General features: G+C 55.3%; 21 protein-coding genes and 1 tRNA gene. 3 read left to right on the plus strand and 19 right to left on the minus strand.

Going from position 1 to position 21,993, the window contains the following annotated elements; translation table 11 throughout:
• Positions 1-262: 262 nt before the first annotated feature.
• Positions 263-1,213 (minus strand): MarR family transcriptional regulator, encoded by a 951-nt coding sequence (locus F7C11_RS10960; protein ID WP_297093361.1) that lies wholly within the window; start codon positions 1,211-1,213, stop codon positions 263-265.
• Positions 1,165-3,057: a phosphoadenosine phosphosulfate reductase family protein gene (locus F7C11_RS10965; protein ID WP_297093524.1), complete on the minus strand. Its 1,893-nt coding sequence runs from the start codon at positions 3,055-3,057 to the stop codon at positions 1,165-1,167. Before F7C11_RS10965 ends, F7C11_RS10960 begins: the two co-directional genes overlap by 49 nt.
• Positions 3,058-3,181: 124 nt before the next feature.
• On the opposite strand from F7C11_RS10965, the gene F7C11_RS10970 reads away from it, so the two are divergent.
• Both F7C11_RS10970 and F7C11_RS10975 read left to right on the plus strand, forming a co-directional pair.
• Positions 3,182-4,141 (plus strand): SPFH domain-containing protein, encoded by a 960-nt coding sequence (locus F7C11_RS10970; protein WP_297093526.1) that lies wholly within the window; start codon positions 3,182-3,184, stop codon positions 4,139-4,141.
• An 18-nt stretch (positions 4,142-4,159) separates the two neighbouring features.
• Entirely contained in the window at positions 4,160-4,579 is a 420-nt protein-coding gene (locus F7C11_RS10975; RefSeq protein ID WP_297093528.1) for an NfeD family protein, read from the plus strand.
• Here F7C11_RS10975 and F7C11_RS10980 read toward each other — a convergent pair.
• The 12 genes from F7C11_RS10980 to F7C11_RS11035 form a co-directional block, all read right to left on the minus strand.
• Positions 4,560-5,822, minus strand: coding sequence for an amidohydrolase (locus F7C11_RS10980; protein ID WP_297093363.1), 1,263 nt, complete (start codon positions 5,820-5,822; stop codon positions 4,560-4,562). The two genes, F7C11_RS10975 and F7C11_RS10980, sit on opposite strands and share 20 nt — an antisense overlap.
• A 47-nt stretch (positions 5,823-5,869) precedes the next feature.
• Positions 5,870-7,807, minus strand: a complete 1,938-nt coding sequence (locus F7C11_RS10985) for a hypothetical protein (RefSeq protein WP_297093365.1) — start codon at positions 7,805-7,807, stop codon at positions 5,870-5,872.
• Positions 7,804-9,522, minus strand: coding sequence for an archaellar assembly protein FlaJ (gene flaJ / locus F7C11_RS10990; protein ID WP_297093367.1), 1,719 nt, complete (start codon positions 9,520-9,522; stop codon positions 7,804-7,806). Before flaJ ends, F7C11_RS10985 begins: the two co-directional genes overlap by 4 nt.
• 9 nt (positions 9,523-9,531) lie before the next feature.
• Positions 9,532-11,160, minus strand: coding sequence for a type II/IV secretion system ATPase subunit (locus tag F7C11_RS10995; protein WP_297093369.1), 1,629 nt, complete (start codon positions 11,158-11,160; stop codon positions 9,532-9,534).
• Position 11,161: 1 nt separating this feature from the next.
• On the minus strand, positions 11,162-11,857 hold the full coding sequence (locus F7C11_RS11000) for an ATPase domain-containing protein (protein ID WP_297093530.1): 696 nt from the start codon (positions 11,855-11,857) through the stop codon (positions 11,162-11,164).
• A 5-nt stretch (positions 11,858-11,862) separates the two neighbouring features.
• A complete protein-coding gene (locus F7C11_RS11005) occupies positions 11,863-12,312 on the minus strand; it encodes a flagellar protein G (RefSeq protein WP_297093371.1) in 450 nt (149 codons plus the stop codon).
• A gap of 2 nt (positions 12,313-12,314) precedes the next feature.
• Entirely contained in the window at positions 12,315-12,818 is a 504-nt protein-coding gene (locus F7C11_RS11010) for a hypothetical protein (RefSeq protein WP_297093373.1), read from the minus strand.
• A gap of 9 nt (positions 12,819-12,827) precedes the next feature.
• Positions 12,828-13,733, minus strand: a complete 906-nt coding sequence (locus F7C11_RS11015) for a FlaD/FlaE family flagellar protein (protein ID WP_297093375.1) — start codon at positions 13,731-13,733, stop codon at positions 12,828-12,830.
• Complete coding sequence (locus tag F7C11_RS11020; RefSeq protein WP_297093377.1) at positions 13,730-14,233, minus strand: flagella accessory protein C; 504 nt, start codon at positions 14,231-14,233, stop codon at positions 13,730-13,732. The genes F7C11_RS11015 and F7C11_RS11020 overlap by 4 nt, the downstream gene beginning before the upstream one ends.
• Before the next feature lie 50 nt (positions 14,234-14,283).
• Entirely contained in the window at positions 14,284-14,937 is a 654-nt protein-coding gene (locus tag F7C11_RS11025; protein WP_297093379.1) for a flagellin, read from the minus strand.
• A 183-nt stretch (positions 14,938-15,120) separates the two neighbouring features.
• The gene (locus F7C11_RS11030; protein WP_297093381.1) at positions 15,121-16,083 is read right to left on the minus strand and encodes a class I SAM-dependent methyltransferase; all 963 of its coding nucleotides are present in this window, start codon (positions 16,081-16,083) and stop codon (positions 15,121-15,123) included.
• 10 nt (positions 16,084-16,093) lie between these two features.
• Positions 16,094-16,414 (minus strand): helix-turn-helix domain-containing protein, encoded by a 321-nt coding sequence (locus F7C11_RS11035; protein ID WP_088180656.1) that lies wholly within the window; start codon positions 16,412-16,414, stop codon positions 16,094-16,096.
• Positions 16,415-16,876: 462 nt separating this feature from the next.
• Between F7C11_RS11035 and asnS the strand changes: the two genes are divergently transcribed.
• Complete coding sequence (gene asnS / locus F7C11_RS11040; RefSeq protein WP_297093532.1) at positions 16,877-18,169, plus strand: asparagine--tRNA ligase; 1,293 nt, start codon at positions 16,877-16,879, stop codon at positions 18,167-18,169.
• Positions 18,170-18,574: 405 nt separating this feature from the next.
• Here asnS and F7C11_RS11045 read toward each other — a convergent pair.
• From F7C11_RS11045 to F7C11_RS11065, 5 genes are all read right to left on the minus strand, one after another.
• Positions 18,575-18,651 (minus strand) — tRNA-Arg (locus F7C11_RS11045).
• Between the two features lie 61 nt (positions 18,652-18,712).
• Entirely contained in the window at positions 18,713-19,849 is a 1,137-nt protein-coding gene (locus F7C11_RS11050; RefSeq protein WP_297093387.1) for a thiamine ABC transporter substrate-binding protein, read from the minus strand.
• Between the two features lie 112 nt (positions 19,850-19,961).
• A complete protein-coding gene (locus tag F7C11_RS11055) occupies positions 19,962-20,903 on the minus strand; it encodes a calcium/sodium antiporter (RefSeq protein WP_297093389.1) in 942 nt (313 codons plus the stop codon).
• Positions 20,904-20,944: 41 nt separating this feature from the next.
• Positions 20,945-21,460 (minus strand): TIGR00288 family NYN domain-containing protein, encoded by a 516-nt coding sequence (locus F7C11_RS11060; RefSeq protein ID WP_297093391.1) that lies wholly within the window; start codon positions 21,458-21,460, stop codon positions 20,945-20,947.
• Positions 21,457-21,966, minus strand: a complete 510-nt coding sequence (locus F7C11_RS11065; protein ID WP_297093534.1) for a TIGR00288 family NYN domain-containing protein — start codon at positions 21,964-21,966, stop codon at positions 21,457-21,459. The genes F7C11_RS11060 and F7C11_RS11065 overlap by 4 nt, the downstream gene beginning before the upstream one ends.
• Positions 21,967-21,993 lie beyond the last annotated feature (27 nt).

The raw sequence follows: 21,993 nt of genomic DNA on the forward strand, positions 1-21,993 counted from the left end.
TTCGTTTTATAGTTGCTAATGTGCAAATTTTGGACATTGTCATATATAAACTAAAGTTAATAGTAAAAAATGGTTCCTCAAAAAGCCAGCGCCAGAGGGAAAAACAGACACAAACACATATTAACCTGATGAGATTGGGAGTTTCGCGCGTCATTCATTTGGAGGAAGATTCTGCAAGGTGTCCTTTCAAAAGCTGCCATTGAACAGTCATGAAACAGGACTCCAGCAGTAGGTAGGTCAAATCCTTCATCTGTGGAAGAGGTCACTCCCTCAGAAAAACCCTGTAGGTTCTGCCCTCTTTGGTTCTCGTGATGAGTCCCTTCTCCTCCATCTCGCGGAGGATTATGCTGACCTTTGCCTTGGAGACGCCCAGCTTCTCGGCCAGCTCGCTCTGGAGGACCGGACCCTCCTTAAGCATGGCGAGTATCTTCTCCTCGTCGCTTCTCAGGTGGGTGAGTTCCTCCTCGCGCTTCCGTTCACGGTAGAGGATGTAGCCGTAAACACTCCCCCCACCAATCAGGAGGCCCATAATGAAAACACCGACGTAGAGCCACGGAGACGGGGGCTTTGGAACGGCTATCTCCCCGGAAAAGCCGACTATGAAGTAGAACTCATCCCCCGGACGGACGTTACTGCGCTTCCATTCGAGGAGGAGTCTGTCAGTTGAGCTCTCAACCCTGTCGGGTGAGGGGATTATCGGCGAGAGTATGGCGTAGCCCTTCGGAACGAGCAGCTGCATGTGAAAGACTCCAACCGGCTGGCTGAACTTAACGTAATACGTGAACTGCTGCTTCTCTCCGCTCTCGCTTATCATGCCCCGGGTCGTGAAGGCCAGGTGTATCCGGGCGCTCTGGCCTGGCCCAAGGGTGGGGAACGTCATATAAACCGCATTGGTGCCCCCGAGGACTTCCCTGACAGTGACGTTGATTCTCTCCACAGCGTTTCCCAGATCCAGCACGGCGCTGGCGTTCTCCACGGGATAGTCGGTGTAGATAACGTACTGGGTAAGGTTGGTGTAGGACGTCACGTCTATCTCGATGGTCTCCCTGATGTTATCAGGGCTAATAACCTCAAAATATACCGCGTATGCGTTTATCTCGTAGTTGTACTCCTGAGCACCGACCAAAGGGAGGAAAATAAGGGACAGAATCAGGAATAACCCGATTACAGCTGACTTCCTTCCGAGGGGTTTTTGATCTTCAGGAGCGGGCATACCTCCATACACTCCCTGCAGTGGGTGCACAGGTCGTAATCGACCACGATTTTCCTGCTTCTTGGGTCGATGCTGAGCGCCCCCTCAGGACACTTGCCGACGCAAACGCCACAGCCAACGCATTCGTAGGCCCTCTTGACTAGGTAATAGGCCTGCACGGCTTCCCCGGAGTCGCTCGTATAGGCGCCGTCCTGTCTAAATGTAACACCGCCCGCCCTTATGTAGTTTTCGCCTTCCTCAACCTCTCCAAGGATTGGAGCAACTTCCTTAATCCGTTTCAGGTTCACAACGGTGTTGAAGCGGGCCACGAAGCCGCCATCGGTTTCCTCGATGGAATATTTCACGGGCTCCCAGGAGCGCTCCTCCGGAACTTCGACGCCAAGCTCCCTCGCTATCGCCCTCTCCCCTTTGCTCAGCTTCTTCCAGCGCCAGAAGCCGTAGGTTATCCACTCGTCGGGCATTCCAAAGCGCCTCTGCCAGCGTTTAAGTTCGTTCTCCCACTTGCTCCAGAGTTCGGGCTTCTCCTCCTTCAGCGTGTAGATTTCGGCGAGTGAAGCGCTGGGACAGAGGAAGCAGCCTATTCTATCCAGGCGGTCCTCGTAGAGCGGGTTGTATTTGAGTCCACGGGAGAATATGTAGAGCCAGACCTCAAGGGCGCGCCAGTGGAATATCGGCGAAGCACCGGTCTCGTTCGGCACCCAGGGGTTCTTCCATACCCTGGGCTGTTTGAAGCGCTTTATGCTCTCGTACTTCCTCTGGCCGACGAACATGAGGACTCCTCTGGGGTAGTTCTCCTTTATCGCCATCGTTATGGGGCCGAGCTTCGTGACCTTACAGCACCAGCGGTAGTCCCTTCCCGGCGGCGAGAAGACGTGGAGGGCGCGCCAGAACGCATCTCCTGCGTCGGCAACTATGAACTTAATCCCCTTTGGTTCGAGCTCCTTCCTCAGCTCCTCGACGTATTCGAGCGTCTCCGGGAACTCTATGCCGGTGTTGTTAAAGAAGACAGTGAAGCCCTCGTCGCCGAACTCCTCCAGAGCCAGGCCAAGAACTGCTAAGCTGTCCTTTCCGCCTGAAAAGGCGACCGCTATTGGAAGGTCGGAGTACTTAGCAGCGACCTTCCTCATGAAGCGCCTGGCTTCCACAACTTTGTGCTCAAGCTCGATGGAGTTCGCCCTGAGAACGTCCTCCATCGTGGCCTTCCTGCCCTCGCGGTGGTTCACGCTCTTCTGCCGCCTGACCTTGACGCCGGTTCCGCGCTCTTTGTTGGCTAAGGCTTCGTAGTCCTTCTTCGCTATGCCGGTCGCGATGACCTCTCCGTTCTCCGAGACAAGGATGACGTCATCCCCGCGTCTTATGCTCTTATCCGCCTCGATTATCCCGACCGGGAGGAGGTTTGAGCCGCCGAGTATGGGTTCTACAGCGCCCTCATCGACGATTATCCACTTCCTCATGGACTTTCCGAATCGCTCCCAGAGGGCAATGGCCCCCTCGACCTTTAATCCAGGCTTCCACTTCAGCTCCAGAGGATCGAAGCGTATCCACCCAAAGACGTAGCCGTCGAGGATTATCTCGTAGGCGTCGTCCTCTCCAGGGGTCTTGTTGAGGAGAACCACCTTTCCGTCGAAGAGCTCGCCAAGGTCAACGCCGTAGTGCTCCCTGAAGACCGAGCGTATGAAGTCGATGTCCTTCTCAAAGGCAAAGCGCAGGTCGCCGGGGGGCGTGATGTTGAGGCGGAAAACACTCTCCTCCCCGTGAACGGCACAGCTATCGCCGATGAGCGGGACGTTGCACTTCTCGCACCAGTTTATGTAAGCCTTACCGAGGAAGACCGGCCTTCCCATTTGTCTCACCCGAGGGTGAAATGGAGCGGGGGTTTATAAAGGCGATTGCCCGCACAGTATCTTCCCCAAGGTTTTTAAACAGTTTAACTCAATGTTCTACGAAGAATCACTGGAGGCGATAGTAATGACAGTATTCGCTGGTGCCGCACTGGTGATACTGGGTGTTTTTCTTTTGATAATGCTCCTGCTGAGCGTAAAGGTGATACGGCCGTACCAGAAGGGCCTCGTCGAGCGTCTTGGAAAGTTCAACAGGATCTTAGAGCCGGGAATACACTTCATAATCCCCTTCATGGAGCGCGTCAAGGTCGTGGACATGCGCGAGCACGTCGTCGACGTTCCGCCCCAGGAGGTCATCTGTAAGGACAACGTGGTCGTTACGGTCGATGCGGTGGTTTACTACCAGATCCTCGACCCGGTAAAGGTCATCTACAACGTCAGCAACTTCCTCATGGCCATAATCAAGCTCGCACAGACCAATCTCCGTGCCATCATAGGTGAGATGGAGCTCGACGAGACGCTCAGCGGGAGGGACATAATCAACGCCAAGCTCCGCGAGGAGCTCGACAAGATAACCGACCGCTGGGGCGTCAAGATAACGCGCGTCGAGATACAGCGCATAGACCCGCCGAAGGACATTCAGGATGCAATGGCCAAGCAGATGACCGCCGAGAGGGAGAAGAGGGCCATGATACTCCTCGCGGAGGGTAAGAAGGAGGCCGCCATCAAGGAAGCCGAGGGACAGAAGCAGGCGGCGATACTCAAGGCCGAGGGTGAGAAGCAGAGACAGATACTCGTTGCGGAAGGTCAGGCCGAGGCAATAAGGAAGGTTCTTGAGGCGCTCAGGCTCGCCGACGAGAAGTACCTCACGCTCCAGTACATCGAGAAGATGCCCGAACTCGCAAAGTACGGCAACCTCATAGTCCCGTACGACACAGAAGCGCTCATTGGCCTGCTGAGGATACTTCAAAAGGTCAAGGAAACGCCTCTCCCGACCCCTCCCAAAGATGACAACCGGGGAAAGGAGAGCGCACCGGCCAACCTCCCCGCGGACGAGCTGAAAAAGCTTAAGAACCTGATGGAGTGACTTACACCGGTGGTGGAGATGGACATACTCCCCCTTTCCCTTTTGATTCTTGGACTGCTCGTGATAGCCCTTGACATGATGGTGACCGCATTCATAACCCCCATCGGAGTTGCCATGGCCGTTATGGGCATCCTTCTTGGATTCGGGGTCAGTTTCAACGAGAGCTTCGTCGCGGCGCTCATCTCCGCGGTGGTGACTTACATGCTCGTCGGCAGGTACATAAAGAGGGACGTCCAGGATGCGGGAAAGGGCAAGTACACCTTCGAACTGAAGGGCAAGCGCGGAAAGGTCGTAGAAATCGGGAGGGATCACTACATAGTCGAGCTTGAGGGCGACAGGTGGATAGCGCTCAGCGAGAAGGATGAAAAGCTGAAGATAGGCGAGACCGTCGAAGTCGTCGACGTCGATGGTGTCAAGCTCATAGTAAGGAAAGCCTGACCTCCTCCCACAGCTCTTCCAGCGTTTTTCCCAGCTTAAGCAGTATCCCGTTTTTATAGACGGGCTCCCCGTTCACCATGACCAGCTCGACGTCGCTTCCCCTCGCGGAGTAGACGATGTGGGAGTACGGGTTCTCACCCGGCAGGAATTGGGGCTTTCTGGCGTTGAGCAGAATGACGTCCGCCAGGTAGCCCGGCTTTATGAGGCCGGCCTTCAGTCCGAGGGCCTTCGCGCCGCCGAGGGTCGCCCAGCGGAAGACCTCCCGCGCCGAGGCGACGTCGGTTCTCTTTTTCCAGACCTTGTTAAGAACCCCAGCAAAGCGCATCTCCGTGAACATGTCCATCAGTCCAACGGGGTTGGGCGAATCGTTGCCAAGGGCTATGTTGGTCCCGTTTTCGAAGAGTTCCACTATTGGGGCCATCCTCCCCTCAAGCTTTGCCATGCTGAGGGAGCAGTGAACCAATGTAGCACCGCTCTTCGAGTAGAGGAGAACCTCGGAACCGTCAAGGTAGATCCCGTGCACTCCGATGAGACCGTCCCCGAGAACACCCGCCTTCTGGAGATATTCGACGGGGGATAGGCCGTAGCGCCGTTTGACCTCCAGCACTTCCCCCTTGCTCTGAGAGAGGTGGACGTGAATGAGCGCGCCTCTCTCGCGGGCAAATTCCCCAATCTCACTCATCAGCTCAAGGGAAACAGTGTTTGTGGCATGGGGGGCAAGGGTGGGGGTCACGAGCTCACCCATCTTTTCCCAGCGCTTGTAAAAGCGGAAGCCCTCCTCTGGCTCGGCAATTGGAAACTCCACCGCGTCCATGATGGTCTGGCCGACGAAGGCTCTGATCCCAAGTTCCCCGGCGGCTTTGGCTATCTCTTCCGCGAAGAAGTAGTGGTCGTTTATGACCGTGGAGCCGTTTGAAAGTGCCTCGGCCATGCCCAGCAGCGCCCAGCGACGAATCTCCTCGCGCGTCCACTCAAGCTCCGCCGGCCAGATGACGTCGTTGAGCCACCGCTCGATAGGGACGTCCTCCCCGAGTCCCCTGAACTTCGCCATCGCGACGTGGGTGTGGGCGTTGACGAATCCCGGCAGGATCAGGTATCCCTTCCCCCCATAGACCTCATCAACACCGTACTCGCCCAGCCTCTCGACCGGGACAACGTCTCTGATTGCGGGCCCATCTATTACAACCGCAGAGTTCTTCCTGACCCCATCTCCATCCACGACGGTTCCGATAAGTGCCTTCATGCTCTCACCGGAGGGAGTTGGAAGCGGAGCAAGTTAAAGCTTTGGGTTCACCTCTCCTCCATTCTGGCCGCTATCCACGCGAGGAGCAGAATGAACACGATTCCTCCCACAAAGGAACCCCCGATGTAGATGAGCTTTTCTTTCAGCGGAACCCCCTCCGATGCGGTGGCGGTTGCGTTGCTCTCGTTGCTGGGTACGGGGACCTTTATTATCTCCGTGACCACCTTGGGCTCACAGTCCGAGCTGGTGTTTTTCGCCACGGAGGCGTTTTCGGGAGCCGGCGCTGGAGGGGTCGCCGTCACGCTTATCGTGGTGGAGTTGTAGAACACCTTCCCGTGACTCTCAACCCCGGCGCTGATTTCATACTGCCCGGGGGCCAGCGGGATTGCGGTGATGGAGTACATCCGGCTTTCGTTTGGAGCTAGGGTGTCAGTCTTTGTCAGCCATTTCCCGTAGGCTGTGAAGTTCTCCGCTATGGAGCCAAAACCGCTGGGAAGGGCTACGGTGAGTGTGAAAGAAAGCCCCGTGTTTCCTGTGTTCATCACGGTCACGTTCACAGGAATCCTTGAGCCGACGGTACCGTTCGATGCCGATACAACGATACGGTAGCCGATTTCGGCAGGGAAGACCACTATCTCCCGTTTCTCTGAGCTGAAGCTTACCCGCTCCACGCCGTAGCAGGATAGAGCGTAGGGGGCGTGACCGACAACCACCACACCGCCGAGGGTCAGGTTCCCTGCCTTCTCGGGGAGTATTCTGAGGGGAATTTCAACCGTCTTGCCCTTTGGAATCTCCTCCAGATACCTCGGATAATCGTTTAAGATGCGGAACCCCTCCGGGAGGTCGAGGTTCAGCTCAACGTATCTGAGGTCGCTCGGCCCCTCGTTCTTTATGATGACCTCGGCGTCGAAGGGGGTAAACTGTACGGCGTTGTCAGGGGCGATGAACGAAACGTTTAGGAGCGCCACGTCGCTTACTTTTGGCACCCTGGCCTCGTCTATGAACGCGACCACGTGGACTTCCGTAGCCCCCTCACGATTTCTGGAGGCGGTCGCCCCCAGGAGAAGGCCGCCGTAGTAGAGCCCCGACGAGAAGCTGCCCACGGAGATAAAGCCCGACCTGATGACCCTACCGCAGGGATTCATTATCGAGACGTAGGCACTGTCGTTGAACACTTTGTCTATCCTCAGGAGATAGGGTCCCAGTTTTTCCGTTTTTCCCTCCCTGAGCCAGCCATCAAAGGATGGCAGAACCTTAACACGGACGTAGGCTCCATTCAGCCTTATGGAAGCTTTGAGGTACTCAGAGCCCACCAGTTCACCAACGCTTATGACCAAACTCCCGGTGTCTATCGTATCACCCGGTTCGGCCAGGTACTGTCTGCCGTCGACGCGGACGTCAACTATCTCCGTCAGCTGGCCGTCCTGGGGCGAAACCGTGTAGTTGTAGAACACGACGCTCCACTCGCCCACCGATACGTTCTGGCCCCTCCTCAGATAGCCGTCGAAGAGAAGGGGCATCGGGGTCAGCAGTACCCTGAGGTTGCCATAGGAGACCTCCTTTCCGGAGGGACAGTTAATTTCCTTTGAGGTGTTCCCGCTGGTTATCTGCAAAACGCCTCCCTTCTCGCTCACGGACTTCAGGAGCAGCTCGTATTCACCCGCGATGAGCCTCTCACCCTCCAGGAGGTAGGGAAACTCGTAGGTTGTGTTCAGGTACGTGGCCTCGGATGTGTATATGACGTCGTAAAGGGAGAACGAGTAGTCGTCCCACAGAATGCTGCCGCCGATTGGAATAACCCTCATTCCCACGCCGCTGGGATACGCCAGCACCGAACCGTCCTGGAGCGATATGTCCTTAACGAAAACCTCACCACCTTCCGGCCCCACCTTGAGCGGAAAAGCCAGCCAGCCGCTTATTGACGAAGTGGCTGCAGCCTCGGGCAGCAGGATGAGGGCCAGGAGGAGAACAGGCAATTTCTTCATGGCATCACCTCCAGGGTGCCTATCAAAACCCCCGAGAGGGAGGAAAAGGTCATCATCTTGCCCATCACAGCAGTTCCTATGTACTCGCCAAGCGCCGCCAGCCATACAAGGACGACGAAGTAGTAAATCGTAATCCCGAGATGTCCCCCGTCCGCGAACTTTATCGAGAGCGCTGAGAGGATGCAGTGGACTATCAGTATCACCATCAGAATGTAGTTCGTTATCTCAAGACCGCTCTTGGAGGGGACGAAGATTATGTTCTGGAGGAAGTCCCCCTGGATGGTCAGGTTTGAAAAGAGCTGGTTCATGTAAACCGCGACCTGAAAGGCCGCCGCAACGGAGAAAGCAAAGGCACCGGTTATTCCGTATATAACCCCCCTGAAGCTGGCAACTGTCTGTGCACGCTTTCTCCTGAGCCTTATCAGGCGTTCAAAGTTCCTTGAGATTACCATTCCAACGTAATCCGGCTCGGCACCGAGCTTTATGCTCTTGTTGAATATCTCCGAGAAAATGCCTATCAGCCAGCTTCCGGTGTCTATGGTGAAGTAGCGCCAGGACTTGCTGTTGTCTATCCTCATGGATACCCTGCGGTAGAGGTTTCGTATGTCCCTTGTGAGGACTCCGAAGTCGTGGGAGCTGAGGTATTTGAGCACGAGGGGGAGCGCAGCGCCGCTCGCGGCCAGCGATGAGCTGAGGCTCCTCATGAATGCCGGGAAGTTCTCGTCCTTTACCAGAATGGCCTTTTCCTCCTTTTCCAAGACCTTGCCGAGGTACATGAAGGGGGAGAGTATTATGGCCACCTGGATGAGGGGGGGAACGTTGAGCCTCGGCCGTATAACGAGAAGGACAACGACGGCCGCGACGATACTTCCTGCGAAGGATATCAAGGCCGCCTTGATGAACCTGGCCTTCCTCTCGGAGGTCATGGCGTAGTCGGCCCATATCTTGTCCTCCGGCATCCTGTACTTTATGACGAGCATTATTCCAATCTCTGTGGCAAGGACGAGCACAAACATGAAGGCGCTCAGACTGACGATGTCCTGTCCGGTCAGTATCGGACCTATAATTATGAACGTCACCATGAAGACGACCGAGATTATCAGGGAGGAGTACACCTCCTTAAAGACGTCCAGATCGTAAAGGGTTCCCTCGTAGAAGGTCTCGTAGTCGTCCATAACGGTCTTCTGCTCCTGGAGGAGGTAGTCCCTGAGCTCAACACCGCTGTCGAGGGAATATGCGAGCCTGTCCAGAAAGTCCGCGAAGACCTTGCTGGGCGTTCTCCTGGCCAGGAACCTCAGGGCTTCTGGCATTCCCCTGTGGAGCTTGGCTATGAGGTAGTACACCTTCTTCATGTCGCTGGCTATGGGTTCGAGTATCTTTTCCGTGGCGAGGTTCCAGACCAGCTCGCTCCTGCTGACGTCGCTCGTCGAGAGAACCGCGAAGTATGTGGCAAAGTAGGGGATCTTGGAGTTTATCTGCACCCTCTTGTTGCTGATCTTGGCATACGGGTATCCGACGGCGTAGATGAGGGGCAGGAGCGGAATCGCGTAGAGGGCAAAGGTTATTGCACTTGAGATGGTGACAAACCTCTTGAGAACTGAAACCGCGGCGAAGAGCGCCATGGCACCAACTAGGCTGGGCAGGAGCACCTTCCTGAAGTATTCGTGCATCGTGATGCCGGACTGTGCCAGCACTCCGGCCTTCTCTCCAGCCATTTCACCACCTCACAGCCTGAAGCTCAATCCCTCGATTCCCTTTTCGTAGAACGCCTTGATTTCGCGGTGCACGGCGTGGTAGTCGGTTATCCCAAGCTCCGCCATCCTCTTGATTATCCGCGCCCTAAGGAAGAGCTCGTTGTATATCTCCTTGGGGTCTTCGTAGCCGGCGACCTCGGCTATCTTCCTCTCCAGGATGTACGAGTTGTTCATCCCACGGAAGATGTGCCTGTCAGTCACCGAGTCCCACTCAAAAACGTTCCTCGTCGCGACGCCGCCGAGCTCCTCGTAGTAGCCCTCTATCTCGACAACGCTGAGAACCCTTCTCAGGAACCTGCCGCGGACGTAAACGGCCTGCTGGAAGAGTGCTATGTTGAGGTTGTCGATAAAAGTGACTGGGATGTTTATTGGAGAACCCGTGAAGCGCTGTATCATCTTCCTTATATCGCCGGCGTGAAACGTTGCCATGACCGGGTGTCCCGTCTGCATCGCCTGGAAGGCTATGGCACCCTCCGCTCCACGGATCTCACCGACGACGATGTAGTTCGGCCTTGAACGCAGGGCCGCTTTGAGCAGGTCAAACAGCGTGACCCTGCTCTCCTCCGGGCCCCTCTCACGGGTCGTGAGCCTCTGCCAGTTCTTGTGGGGCACCACAACCTCCGGTGTGTCCTCTGCGGTGTATATCTTGGCGTCCGGTTTGATGAACGGAATAATCGAGTTAAGCGTCGTCGTTTTTCCACTCGCGGTCTCACCGCAGACGAAGATGCTCATGCCGTATTCGAGGGCCAGCCAGAGGTATGCAGCGACCTCGGCCGAGAAGGTGTTCCACTTGACGAGCTGGACGACGCTGAGCGGTGTCGCCGAAAACTTACGGATCGTAGCGCTCGGGCCCTGGATGCTGACGTCCGGAGAGTAGATTATGTTGATACGCGAACCGTCAGGCAGGGTTCCGTCAACAATAGGGTTCTTATCGCTGACGGGCCTTCCCATCCTTTCGCTGAGGTTCTTGAAGTAGTCGGCCAGGCGGAGGTTGTCACCGAAGGTTATGTTGGTCTCCATCGCATCGAAGATCTTGTGGATGAGCGAGACGTAGTTGGCGCCTATTATGTGGATATCCTCGATGTAAGGATCGCGCATGAGCGGTTCGAGGGGACCAATGCCAACGATGTCCCTCTTCAGGAGGTAGCGGAACTTTGCGACCTCCTCCGCTGTGAACGAGACCCTCCTACGGCTGAACAGTCCCCCGCCAATCTTACCGAGTGCCTCGTCCATGAGGTCATCCAGAAAGCGCTCGAACTCTTCGCTGTCCTCGGGGATTCTCTTCTCCGGCGCAAGCTCCAGTATCTTGTCCTTAAGGATGTCGTACTTCCTCTCCTCCTCCGGGCTGGTTATTCTTGGCTCAACGACGATGTATCTCTTTTCGGTATTTATGTCGCCGTAGATGTGGATGAATATAGGGTCTCCAACGGGGTAGATTATGTTTGGGTACTTTATGTCCTTCATGTCCCTGCTGAGCTGGGGATAGAACTCGGGGAACTTGCCGGTCTTTTTGACGAACCTGTCTATGTAAGCCCTCAGGTGGGGATTCCGCGCCATTGCAGCCTCGATGCTGTCACTGATGTTCTTCCCGACGGGCATGTCACACCACCGCGGCGATCTCAACTATGAACCCAACCCTAGGCTCAACCCTGAAGGGTATTATCTTCTGGAAGATCCCCATCGCGTTGTTGTACTTCACTATGGTGGCCGAGTTCTTCAGGTCTCCTCCAAAGACCTTCACGCTGAGCCTTATGAGAAGGCTCGACGCCTCCTCCAGGATTTTCAGGAACTCCGGGTCTATGTCGGCGGGGTTTACGGTCATTATTATGACCTTCCCAAGGGAGCTCAGCCTCTTGAGGTGGAGCGAGAACGCCCGTATCTCATCCGTGTCCAGCTCCTGCGGGAGGAGTGCCGAGAGTGAGTCGATTATCATGACATCGCTCTTCCACAGCCTTGGCTCGCCCACGAACCTTGAGAGAAACTTTCTCCTGTCGGAGACGCCAACAAGAAGGGGGTAGAGGGAGACGAAGGTGAGACGTCTTTTTATCAGGTCCTGGATTATGCTGTAACCGAGGGACTCCATCTGGTTTATGAATTCCGGGGTGGTGTACTGGCTGGAGACGTAGGTCGCAGTGTGGTCGTTCTTCAAAAGGCCGTAGAGGAGCCTCTGGGAGAATATGGACTTACCCGTCCCCCTGTCCCCCTCTATCAGTACTATACTCCCCGCGGGGATTCCCCCGCCAAGGCGCCTGTGGAGCTCATCGTTGGGTATCTGGATTTTAAGGAGGCTCCCCATGGTCATCACCCCACCTCGAACACCAGGGATTTTCTTTTTCCGGTCTCTATGACGACGGTGATCTTGTGATAACCGGGTGATGAGATGAACGCGGTCGGGACGTAGATTTTACCGACATCGTAGGGTGCGAGCACCCCGGTTGGATCAAAAGTCAGGTTAGCTGGAGGAATTATCGCACCATCGATCATCACGATGACGGAGTTAGGGTCAAAAGGGAAGGAGTCCTTACCGACGTTGCGGACGTAGAAGATGTACGAGGAACCAGAAACGGGTATGTTCTCGGGGTCGTTAATTATTTCAAAATTAGTTCGCAGGCTGGTCGCCACGTCCTGACCCTTCACGAGAATCCCGCTCGAAATATCCTGAGTAACCACGTACAGACCCCCGGCTACCATGCCCGCTACAAGCAGTGACACGATGAACAGCACAAGCTCCGAGACCACTGAACTCGCCATCATTACCCCTCCACAGGGCAGTACCAGGCACTGCTAACCACCTGCGGGGATCCGTTGGTCGTATTTCCGACCCACTTCCATTTTATCTTCAGGCCGCATCCCACCTCCGTGCTCACCACGAGGGAATACGTTATCGTGGGGTCGACCTGAAGGTTCTGAACCGTTACGGTCGTCCACTCCCCGGGAAGGAGATATTCCCTGCTGGGAGCCACAACGGAGGTCGTTGTTACGACGCCATCGAAGATGTACGTCCACCTTGCCGGCGACAGGGTGCTCCCCTGGTTTGTGATGTTGAAGGTGATGTCGTAGAACCCCACTCCAACCGTGTAGTTGTACCCCGTGAGTTCGAGCTCGGAGGTCTTTGTCCTGAGCACCATCTGGTTGTAGTCCTCGGTCGCCTCATGAACCATCGAGTATGCGTTCTCGCTGGAGACGTAGAGCATTCCAAAGGAAACCAGCATCGCTATGAGCAGTACTGCAAAGGCCGCTGGTACACTGACCCCCATGGAGATCCCCTAAACGCCGTACACGTCTTCCAGCACCCTTCCGATTACCCTCATCTCCCTCTCTATTGCATCCAGCACCTCCCGGGTTATCCTGACACCCCTGAGCCTCTCGATGAAGAGCAGCGAAACCAGGTGATCCTGTATCGTGAGCTTCTCGTCCGGCCTCCAGTCCGGCTCCCTGTGATGGGGCCTTATGCCCTCCGCGTATCTGAGCAGAGTGTTCAGCACGTCCTCCGAGATCCAGCCGATCTGGTAGTAGAACTCAAGCACCTCTTCGAGATTCTGCATCCCAACCCTGTCGATGAGGAAGCCCAGCCACTTCAGTGCCATCATTGTTGAGACCATGTCGTTGGGGATGTGTTCTAGCCTCGCCTTGGTGCGCGGTGGACCGACGAGGACGTCCTTAAGCTCGGACGGTATTTCAAATCCCTTGGTAAGCTCAAACTCCTTCTCCATAGGCTCTACCTCCGTCGGGTTTTGGGAAGGAGGCTCGGGGGATTGTGTCTCTTCAACCGAAGATGATTCACTGGCGAGGGACCCCTCACTGAAACCGCCGGCACTCCCGGCCCCCATGATTTCACCGAACTCCACAGCCTGGGCCCCTCCCACTGGTCGGTTCTGTGCCTCACCCCACATGGACTGGTTAGCCTGAGCGGCCTGGGAAAGGTTCATCAGGTGATTGCGTATCTCCTCAAGGTACCTGCCTATCTCATCCACACGGCTGTCGAGCTTGGAGAGCTTCTCGATCTGGCCCGCATAGGTGCGGAGTACCCTGTCAACTATCCTGTCAACCTGCTCTGGGGTCAGTATGTCCCTCTTCTTCATGAGCCGGTCTTTGAGGTCGTCGATCAGAAAGTTCGGAACCTTTCCCCTGAGGCGTTTAAGCCTCTCATCAATCTCGGTTTCGGTAATCATGCCCCTCCCTCCGACATGGCCTCGTATATCAGGTCATCGAGATCCATCCCATCGATTACAAGGAGTCTCAGGTCGGACTTTATTTGAGCAATCTCAGCCTTCAACCTCTCAATCTCCTCACTCAGCTCCTGAATCTCGCTGAGTAACGGATTAGAGGAATCAACATCCTTAAACGGGTTGATCTGCTGCGAGACTATCTCGTAGAGGACCATAACATCCTTTATCACCTTATCCAGACGGTCTATCTCCTCGCGGAGCTCGTTAATCTGGGTCTTGAGGGTGTCAATGCTCACCTTTATCCGCGGGATGTCGTTCTCGATCTCGTTTACCCTGGTCATCACCTGGGTCAGAAGCTCCTCCTCTTCCTTCGTCCTCTGGGGGGTCTCCTCTGCGGCCTCCTGCTCCAGCTCATCGAGCTTGATTATCTCCCTGTTGTCCTCAGGCTTGGCCTCCCCCTCCTTTTTCTTCTTGAACTTGTTTTTCAGGTACGAAAACGACATTCCAACCACCCGCGAGGAGATTAGTGGAAAAAGGAAAGGTGGCAGGGGCTTCACTTGAGGTCGACAATCTTGTCGGTGGTGCTGAGACCGTAGGCGGTCGGGGTGATGACTTTGGTGTAGCCCGGAGCACCGAACTCCGGAACGACCCTGATGGTTATCGGGGTCCTCGGCTCAACACCGCCAAAGACAGCGGTGAGATTGACGGTCAGAAGGGCAATGTCCCCGGTGGTGAGGGTCGGGATGTTTCCGCTGAGGGAGCTGTCGGCATCCTGGACGATGAGGATTCCGAAGTGGGTTCCATCAACCAGGGTGCTGTTCCAAGCGGCAGAGGTTGTGTCAAACATGTCCCCGCTTATGGTGGCCTTGGCGTTTCCGTAGGAGAGAACGACCTGCTTCTGGCCGTTGTCGAGGTAGATCTTGGTCTGGTTGAGGTCAATCGGAGTGCTTCCGGCGTTAAGGGAGACCTGTATTGTCATCAGGGTCATGTTGTTTGCGCTCGGAGCGTAGCCGGTTACCGCGTCAATCTTTATGCCCGTTGAAACCTCCTGGGTGGTCTGCCTGCCCGTGGCCTCCGCCCTCTGCTGGAGGTAGCCGCTGGTGTTGATGAGAACCGCGGCAGCCACTGCGGCCACTAGAACCATGGCTATGAACACTATCAGGGTACCGATGCCGACGGCACCCCTCTTCTTCTTCAGCAACCTCATCTCCTGGCACCTCCGTTAGGGATTTTGCAATATATCTTAGTGTCCTTTGGATATAAATCGATTTTTTGTTGGTAATTATGTAGAAACTGGTGTACCTACATATGTAGGTTGATACTACTCCAAGAAATAACTGCAGATTGGGATATTCTACAACATACTCTTGGAGGGTGTGAAGACAGAACGTTACATCAGGCGCGTAACCAGCAGGACAGATTTTCCCAGGGGGTCAACCTTCACGTCGTAGGGGCTCTCCTCAACAGCGTGAATAACCTCGGTTGAGCTCGGGAAGCGAACAAATTCTCTCGTGAGGCTCTCAAAGAACTCCATGGCCGCTATCAATGGGTAGTTGTCCCGGAACGGTTCAACTATAGCGAGCTTCCCTCCAGGGCTTAAGGTACCAATGGCCCTTTTAACCGCCGCACCCGGGTTTTCCAGGTACTCAAGGACGAAGCTCATCACAACGGCGTCGTAGGTATTCTTGACCACGAATTTTCTTATGTCCATCTCCCTCAGGAGCACCCAGTCCATACGGGCGTTTCTGACACGGGTCTGTGCAATGCTCAGAAGCCCGGGGGAAAAATCCACTCCAACGTACTTCCCGTTGGGCCCCACTGCCTCTCCCAGCTCCACTGGGGAAACAGAGCCACAGCCGAGGTCAAGAACCCTCGCCCCGTCTTCAAGACCAAGAACCTCCACTAGGAGCTGCCGGTACGTCCTGTTGAGATCCATCAGCAGGCGCATGTCCCAGAAGTCGGCACCCTTGTCAAAGTCCATGAGTATCTTCGGGTGCTCCGCAGATATGAAGGCGTAGTCCGCCATCTTGTATATCTCCTCGAGTATCTGGATCCAGTCAGAGAGCAGCCTTCCGGCGTCGTCGGCGCTTAGGTTGAACTCGTACGAAAAGCCAGGGACTCTCAGAATGCCCTCGGACTCATCGACAATGCCAAGGGCGATGTACGTGTCGATTAGCTTGCCGAGGTACTCCTTGTTGGAAACCGAAATCGCGGCCAACAGCTCTTCGCGAGTCGCTCCGTTCGCGAGCCTGCGGAAGATATCGTGCTTCAGCCCGAGCTTGAAAAGGTGTGCAAGGGAGATGTCCATCATGGCTTCAAGGTTCTTGTCGATGACTTCGATCAGTGCGTTCATCCCAGTCACCTCATGTGTACCTTGAATAGTAGGAGTGGTAGGACTTCAGGAGCTTGACGACCTGTTTCCCGTATTCTGTGAGCCGGTAGTACTTGAAGCCCTTTTCAGTAACGACCTCGACAAGGCCGAGACTCACGAGGGAGCTGTGGCCGTTGTACCGGTTACCAAGGCCTATAAGAGCACCCTTCACATTTGAGGGGTCTGATTTAACCACCCTCGCAATTTCAGAGAGGTAGGTGGGGGTGGGATATATTTCATCGAGATAGAAGAGTATCCTCTTCCTTAACTCGCTGCGATTGATGGAACGTATTACAAAGGGATCAATAAACATTTGAACATCCCCCCACCACAACCCCACAATAATTAAAGATTCTACAGTCCTCGCCAAAATAAATTGGGCGCAATACTATATAAGTGTTACTATTTGTGAACTAATAGCCCTTTTCAACTTATCAAAATGTAATTATTATGCCGATAAATATTCCATAATCGAAGATTTCTCCAGTTTGGATAAAATCCATGCCAAGAATTGGACCACCCCCAACACCTTCGATGTTGCCCAACACGGTATGTTGTCATATTTTGACCAAAACCTCCCAACGTATGATGAGATGACAACCAATGTAACAAAGGATTTAAATTAGGGTTTTCAAACCTACACCCATGCCGTTGATGATAGTTGTCAAGCACAGAATTGGGGCGTTTCCGCTCTGGATAAATTGACGCTTTTCTGACTAGTCTCCAATCGCTACCGTTATAAACTCCCCCTTCAAAGCCTCTGGAGGTGGTAATGATGATTGATAAGGTTTATTGCGCCGACGTTCGGCCCGATATGGAAGGTAAGCGCGTTAAACTCGCCGGATGGGTTTACAGGAAGAGAGAAGTCGGAAAAAAGGTGTTCATAGTCCTCCGTGACTCAAGCGGAATAGTCCAGGTAATATTCAAGAAGGAGCTGAGCGAGGAAGCCTACGCCGAGGCAAAGAAAGCCGGAATAGAGTCCAGCGTGATAGTCGAGGGTACTGTTAAGGCGGACCCCCGCGCCCCCACGGGGGTTGAGATACAGGCGGACAGGATTCAGATCGTCCAGAACGTTGACTTCTTCCCGATAACCAAGGACGCCAGCGACGAGTTCCTGCTTGACGTCAGGCACCTCCACCTCCACTCGCCGAAGGTTGCGGGCATAATGAAGGTCAAGGCAACCATGATGCAGGCCGCCCGTGAGTGGCTCCTCCAGGACGGCTGGTACGAGGTCTTCCCGCCGATACTCGTCACGGGAGCAGTTGAGGGCGGCGCGACGCTCTTCAAGCTCAAGTACTTCGACAAGACAGCATACCTCAGCCAGTCTGCACAGCTCTACCTTGAGGCGGCAATATTTGGCCTTGAAAAGGTCTGGTCGCTCACGCCGAGCTTCAGAGCCGAGAAGAGCCGGACGAGGAGGCACCTCACCGAGTTCTGGCACCTTGAGCTTGAGGCCGCCTGGATGGATCTCTGGGACATCATGAAGGTCGAGGAGGAGCTGGTGAGCTACATGGTGCAGAGGACCCTCGAACTCAGGAAGAGCGACATCGAGACCTTCAGAAAGGACTTCACAACCCTCAAGAACACCGTTCCGCCCTTCCCGAGGATAAGCTACGACGAGGCCATAGACATCCTCCAGAGCAAGGGCGTTCAGATAGAGTGGGGAGAGGACATGGGCGCCGACGAGGAGAGAATCCTCACCCAGGAGTTCGAGAGCCCGTTCTTCGTCTACGGCTATCCGAAGCACATCAAGGCATTCTACATGAAGGAGGACCCGGAGGATCCGAGGAAGGTTCTAGCGGCAGACATGCTGGCGCCAGAGGGATACGGAGAGGTGATAGGTGGCTCACAGCGTGAGGACGACTACGACAAGCTCGTGCAGAGGATTCTCGATGAGGGTATGGATCCCAAGGACTACGAGTGGTACCTTGACCTCAGGAAGTACGGTTCAGTCCCCCACAGCGGCTTCGGCCTCGGCTTAGAGAGGCTCGTCGCATGGGTGCTGAAGCTCGACCACGTCCGCTGGGCCACGCTCTTCCCGAGGACGCCGAGCAGGCTGTATCCGTGAGACTTTTGTCATGCAGAAGTTCTAGTTCCTCTTATTTTTCTTGTTACACGGTTCTGGGTGTAAGTGGAATCCATGGGAGGAATAGACTCTAATCCATCCAACTAATTGAAGGTCTGCTTTTGTTCAGCGCTCCGAAGGAGCGCAAAGAAGGTAAACTCTCTAATCGGATGTAAAAATGGGGATCTTCTTAGAGTTGGGAGTAGTGAGTGAAAATCACTGTAACAGGCATTTAGAGAGCGAACCACGACCCTTGATCAAACTTCGCGCAGGCAAAGTTACTGGGGGGTGGGGGCGTTAGCCCCCCCAGTAGTTTAGAGAAAAAGCGGGGTTTGTGGGGTGGAACCCCACTTCGGGGGTTTGAGAGTACAGAGAGATAAGGGGGCGGAGCCCCCTTGTCTTTCGTTGTGGCGGGCCCGGCGGGATTCGAACCCGCGACCTCCGGCTTAGAAGGCCGGCGCCCTATCCTGCTAGGCTACGGGCCCTCGCTCCTATGCTTTTGGGGCGCTCTTATAAAAGTTGCGGTGGGGAGAAGAGGAAGAAGCCTCACCGCCTCCTCCCGAGGAGGAGCGGTACCAGGGCAAGACCTACCAACAGGGCCGGCCCGCAGATTCCGTTGTTCTCCCCGGATGCCGTCGTGGTCGTCTTCCCGAGTATCTCGTCCGGGCTCTTGCCCTCTATCATGAGTGCCGTCCACTGCTTGAGCCAGAGGTCGTAGTTGTTCTCGATCTCCTTGGGGTCAACGGTCACGGGCTTGTCTATCTTCACCGCGTATTTGAAAACCTCAGGGGTCTGAACGTTTTTGTTGACGGGGTACATCCACTGGTTGAGCGGGAGCTTTTCCTGGGCCTCCTCGCTTATGAGGAACTCGATGAACTTCTTTGCCAGCTCCGGGTGCTTAGCGCCCTTGACTATCCCGGCGCCCTCTATCTGGAGGTAGTTGCCCTCCTTGAACGCCACCGCACCGACGTTGGTGTTGTTGTCGTAGTAAACGGTCGCGGCTGGTGAGGTGGCGTAGCTGAGGACGAGCGGGTATTCACCCTTGGTGAAGGCGTTCCAGGCAGCGCTCCAGCCCTCGACTATCTGGACGTCGTTCTCCTTGAGCTTCTCCCAGTAGTTCAGCCAGTCGTCACCGTAGACCGCTATCGTCCAGAGGAGGAAGGCCATTCCCGGCGAGCTGGTGCGCGGGTCTTCGATTATCAGCTTGCCTTTCCACTCCGGCTTGGTGAGGTCTTCGAGACTTGCCGGTGGGTTCTGAACCATGTCCTTGCGGTAGTTTATCGCTATGAAGCCGTAGTCGTAGGGGGTTAGGTGGAAGGTCGGGTCAAACTTCTCAATTATCCAGTCGGGAATAACGTCCGCATTGGCCGGCTTGTACGGCTCCAGTATTCCCGCGTCAATGGCCTTGGCCAGGTAGCTGTTGTCTATGCCCACCACAACGTCCGCCTGGGGGTTGTCCTTCTCAAGGATGAGCCTGTTGAGAACCTCCCCCGCGTCGCCGATGAGGACAAGGTTCACCTTGACGCCGTACTTCTGCTCAAAAATCGGGACGATCTCCTTCATCCACCACTCTATGCTGTCGTAGGAGTAGACCGTCAGCTGCTCCTGGGCTTTAACGGGCTTTGCCGCCCAGAGGGCACCGAGGAGCAGGAAGGTGAGCAGCAGGGTGGCAAGCTTTCTCATTTTTCCACCTCCATGAACGGGTTTTGGGTTTCCATAAGGGGGTAATAGACGGGATTAAAAAGCTTTGCGCCCCAGAACTGTGTCCTAAAAAGTAAGGAGAGACAGAGAATGGTCATCCCTGCGGCAGGTGGACGCCGCCGGTGAGGTAGGCGTAGAGGAAGTAGGAGTAGATCGCCAGCAGTATTCCACCGGTGAGCCTGTCTATCCTGCCGGTGAAACGAAGGACTGCCGTCAGTATGGCCATGACCAAAAGGGTCAGCGGCAGCGTGAAGGTGTAGATTGTGGAGTCGACGTATATCGGATTTATGAGAGCCGCTATTCCTATGACCATGAGGATGTCGAGGATGTTCGCACCTATTATGTTGCCGACGCTTATGTTTGGGAGCCGCTTAAGGGTGGCCGTGAGGGAGTTGGCCATCTCCGGCAGGGAGGTTCCAATCGAGACCATCGTGAGGCCTATGACGACCTCGGGGACTCCGAAGGCCCTCGCCATCGTGACGGCGCTGTCCACCACGAGCTTCGCACCGGTCACGACGAGGATTCCGCTTCCGAACATTATGAGGGCATCCCTCTTCGGGTTTCCACGCCCGCCCTCCGGAAGCTCCTCAAGCGTCATATGCTTCCGGTAGAGGTAGTACAGGAAGCCGAAGTATATCAGTATCAGGCTCGCCCCGTCAAGGCGGCTTATCTTGCCGTCGTACATCAGGAGACCCGCGTATGCCGTGACTGCTATCATGAAGAGGGAGTTCTTCCAGGCGGTCTTCTCCACCTTCAGGGGGCGGAGCAGGGAGGACACACCGAGGATCAGGGCTATATTCGCGAGTGCGCTTCCAATCGCGTTTCCCAGAGCTATGTCGGGCTTCCCCTGGTAGGACGATATCGCCGAGACGGTAACTTCCGGCAGGGTGGTGGCTATGCTGGCCAGGACGAGCGCTATGATGAACTCACTCACCCCGAAGCCCTTCGCTACGCGCGAGGCGGCTTCAACAAAATAGTCGCTCCCCTTGATGAGCAGGACGAGGCCGAGTGCGAAGAGTACGATTTCAACTATCACTTTCTCCCACCAGAATAGGGCTGGAAAGAGGGCTTAAAAGTTTATTTGAACTCATGGGCTTCACCCTTGCCCTCCATCTTGATGACGTAGTCGGCCGCGTTCTGGAGTGCAACCGAGAAGCCGGGCTCCACGCCGATGACTATGGTCTCCTTTCCCCTGCGCTTTGCCTCGTTGACTATCGGGAGGAAGTCGGCGTCCCTGGTGGCCAGGGCTATTACGTCCACGTCGGAGTTGTAGATGAGCTCCATGGCCTCGATGGCAATCCTCACGTCGGTGTCTCCGGCCACTATGATTGGCTCCAGCCCCTGGTTAACGACCGCCTCTATGAGTCCCTGGGGAGCGTACTGGTTGAGGACGACCTTAGCAACGCGGAGCTTCCCGATCCTCTCAAGGGCGTCGATTATGTCCTCCAGCTTTATTCCGAACTCCTTTCTGAGGATGTTCGGGCCATCTATTATGAGGCCTATGCTCCTCTTCTTCCTTGGCTTTTCCGGGGTGCTAACTTCTCTGACCTCTTTTTCCCCGCGCCTGAGAACCCTAAAAAAGCGCTCCTTCATCTCTCCTCACCGCCCTCAAGGATTATGGTGTAGTCCGCCGCATGCTTCAGCGCCGCCGAAAAACCCGGCTCAATGCCAATTACGATGGTTTCCTTGCCCTTTTCTTTGGCCTTGAGAATCACCGGCAGGAACTCGGCGTTCCGGGTTGCCAGGGCAATCACGTCGATGTTGGGATTGTATATCTCCCTCATCGCCTCGACTGCGAGCTTGACACCCGTCTCGCCCGAGACAACGATGGCCTCAAAGCCCTGGTTCGATACCGCCTCTATGAGCCCCTGGGGAGCGTACTGGTTCAGTATCACCTTGGAGACCCTGAGGTCACCCAGTCCCTCCAGAGCCTCAACTATATCCTCCAGCTTGACCCCGAACTCCTTTCTAAGGATGTTTGGACCGTCGATGAGCAGTGCTATCCTCTTACCCCTGCCTATCTTTCGCCTCATCGTTCCTATGCTCCTCATGCCATCCTTCGTTATCGAAATTATCTTCTCCCAGTTGCCGCCCGGCATAGGAGTCACCGTTGGAATGGATACACC

Origin of the sequence: Thermococcus sp., assembly GCF_015521605.1 — an archaeon.
In the GTDB taxonomy this organism is placed as follows: domain Archaea; phylum Methanobacteriota_B; class Thermococci; order Thermococcales; family Thermococcaceae; genus Thermococcus.

Bases quoted from the DNA above. Each gene is read 5' to 3' on its own strand.
- F7C11_RS10985 (WP_297093365.1), bottom strand. From the start codon at position 7,807: ATGAAGAAATTGCCTGTTCTCCTCCTGGCCCTCATCCTGCTGCCCGAG.
- F7C11_RS11020 (WP_297093377.1), bottom strand. From the start codon at position 14,233: ATGTCGTTTTCGTACCTGAAAAACAAGTTCAAGAAGAAAAAGGAGGGG.
- flaJ (WP_297093367.1), bottom strand. From the start codon at position 9,522: ATGGCTGGAGAGAAGGCCGGAGTGCTGGCACAGTCCGGCATCACGATG.
- F7C11_RS11050 (WP_297093387.1), bottom strand. From the start codon at position 19,849: ATGAGAAAGCTTGCCACCCTGCTGCTCACCTTCCTGCTCCTCGGTGCC.
- F7C11_RS11035 (WP_088180656.1), bottom strand. From the start codon at position 16,414: ATGTTTATTGATCCCTTTGTAATACGTTCCATCAATCGCAGCGAGTTA.
- F7C11_RS10995 (WP_297093369.1), bottom strand. From the start codon at position 11,160: ATGCCCGTCGGGAAGAACATCAGTGACAGCATCGAGGCTGCAATGGCG.
- F7C11_RS11030 (WP_297093381.1), bottom strand. From the start codon at position 16,083: ATGAACGCACTGATCGAAGTCATCGACAAGAACCTTGAAGCCATGATG.
- F7C11_RS11025 (WP_297093379.1), bottom strand. From the start codon at position 14,937: ATGAGGTTGCTGAAGAAGAAGAGGGGTGCCGTCGGCATCGGTACCCTG.
- F7C11_RS11015 (WP_297093375.1), bottom strand. From the start codon at position 13,733: ATGATTACCGAAACCGAGATTGATGAGAGGCTTAAACGCCTCAGGGGA.
- F7C11_RS10980 (WP_297093363.1), bottom strand. From the start codon at position 5,822: ATGAAGGCACTTATCGGAACCGTCGTGGATGGAGATGGGGTCAGGAAG.
- asnS (WP_297093532.1), top strand. From the start codon at position 16,877: ATGATTGATAAGGTTTATTGCGCCGACGTTCGGCCCGATATGGAAGGT.
- F7C11_RS11000 (WP_297093530.1), bottom strand. From the start codon at position 11,857: ATGGGGAGCCTCCTTAAAATCCAGATACCCAACGATGAGCTCCACAGG.
- F7C11_RS10975 (WP_297093528.1), top strand. From the start codon at position 4,160: ATGGACATACTCCCCCTTTCCCTTTTGATTCTTGGACTGCTCGTGATA.
- F7C11_RS10970 (WP_297093526.1), top strand. From the start codon at position 3,182: ATGACAGTATTCGCTGGTGCCGCACTGGTGATACTGGGTGTTTTTCTT.
- F7C11_RS10960 (WP_297093361.1), bottom strand. From the start codon at position 1,213: ATGCCCGCTCCTGAAGATCAAAAACCCCTCGGAAGGAAGTCAGCTGTA.
- F7C11_RS11010 (WP_297093373.1), bottom strand. From the start codon at position 12,818: ATGGGGGTCAGTGTACCAGCGGCCTTTGCAGTACTGCTCATAGCGATG.
- F7C11_RS11060 (WP_297093391.1), bottom strand. From the start codon at position 21,460: ATGAAGGAGCGCTTTTTTAGGGTTCTCAGGCGCGGGGAAAAAGAGGTC.
- F7C11_RS11005 (WP_297093371.1), bottom strand. From the start codon at position 12,312: ATGGCGAGTTCAGTGGTCTCGGAGCTTGTGCTGTTCATCGTGTCACTG.
- F7C11_RS10965 (WP_297093524.1), bottom strand. From the start codon at position 3,057: ATGGGAAGGCCGGTCTTCCTCGGTAAGGCTTACATAAACTGGTGCGAG.
- F7C11_RS11065 (WP_297093534.1), bottom strand. From the start codon at position 21,966: ATGCCGGGCGGCAACTGGGAGAAGATAATTTCGATAACGAAGGATGGC.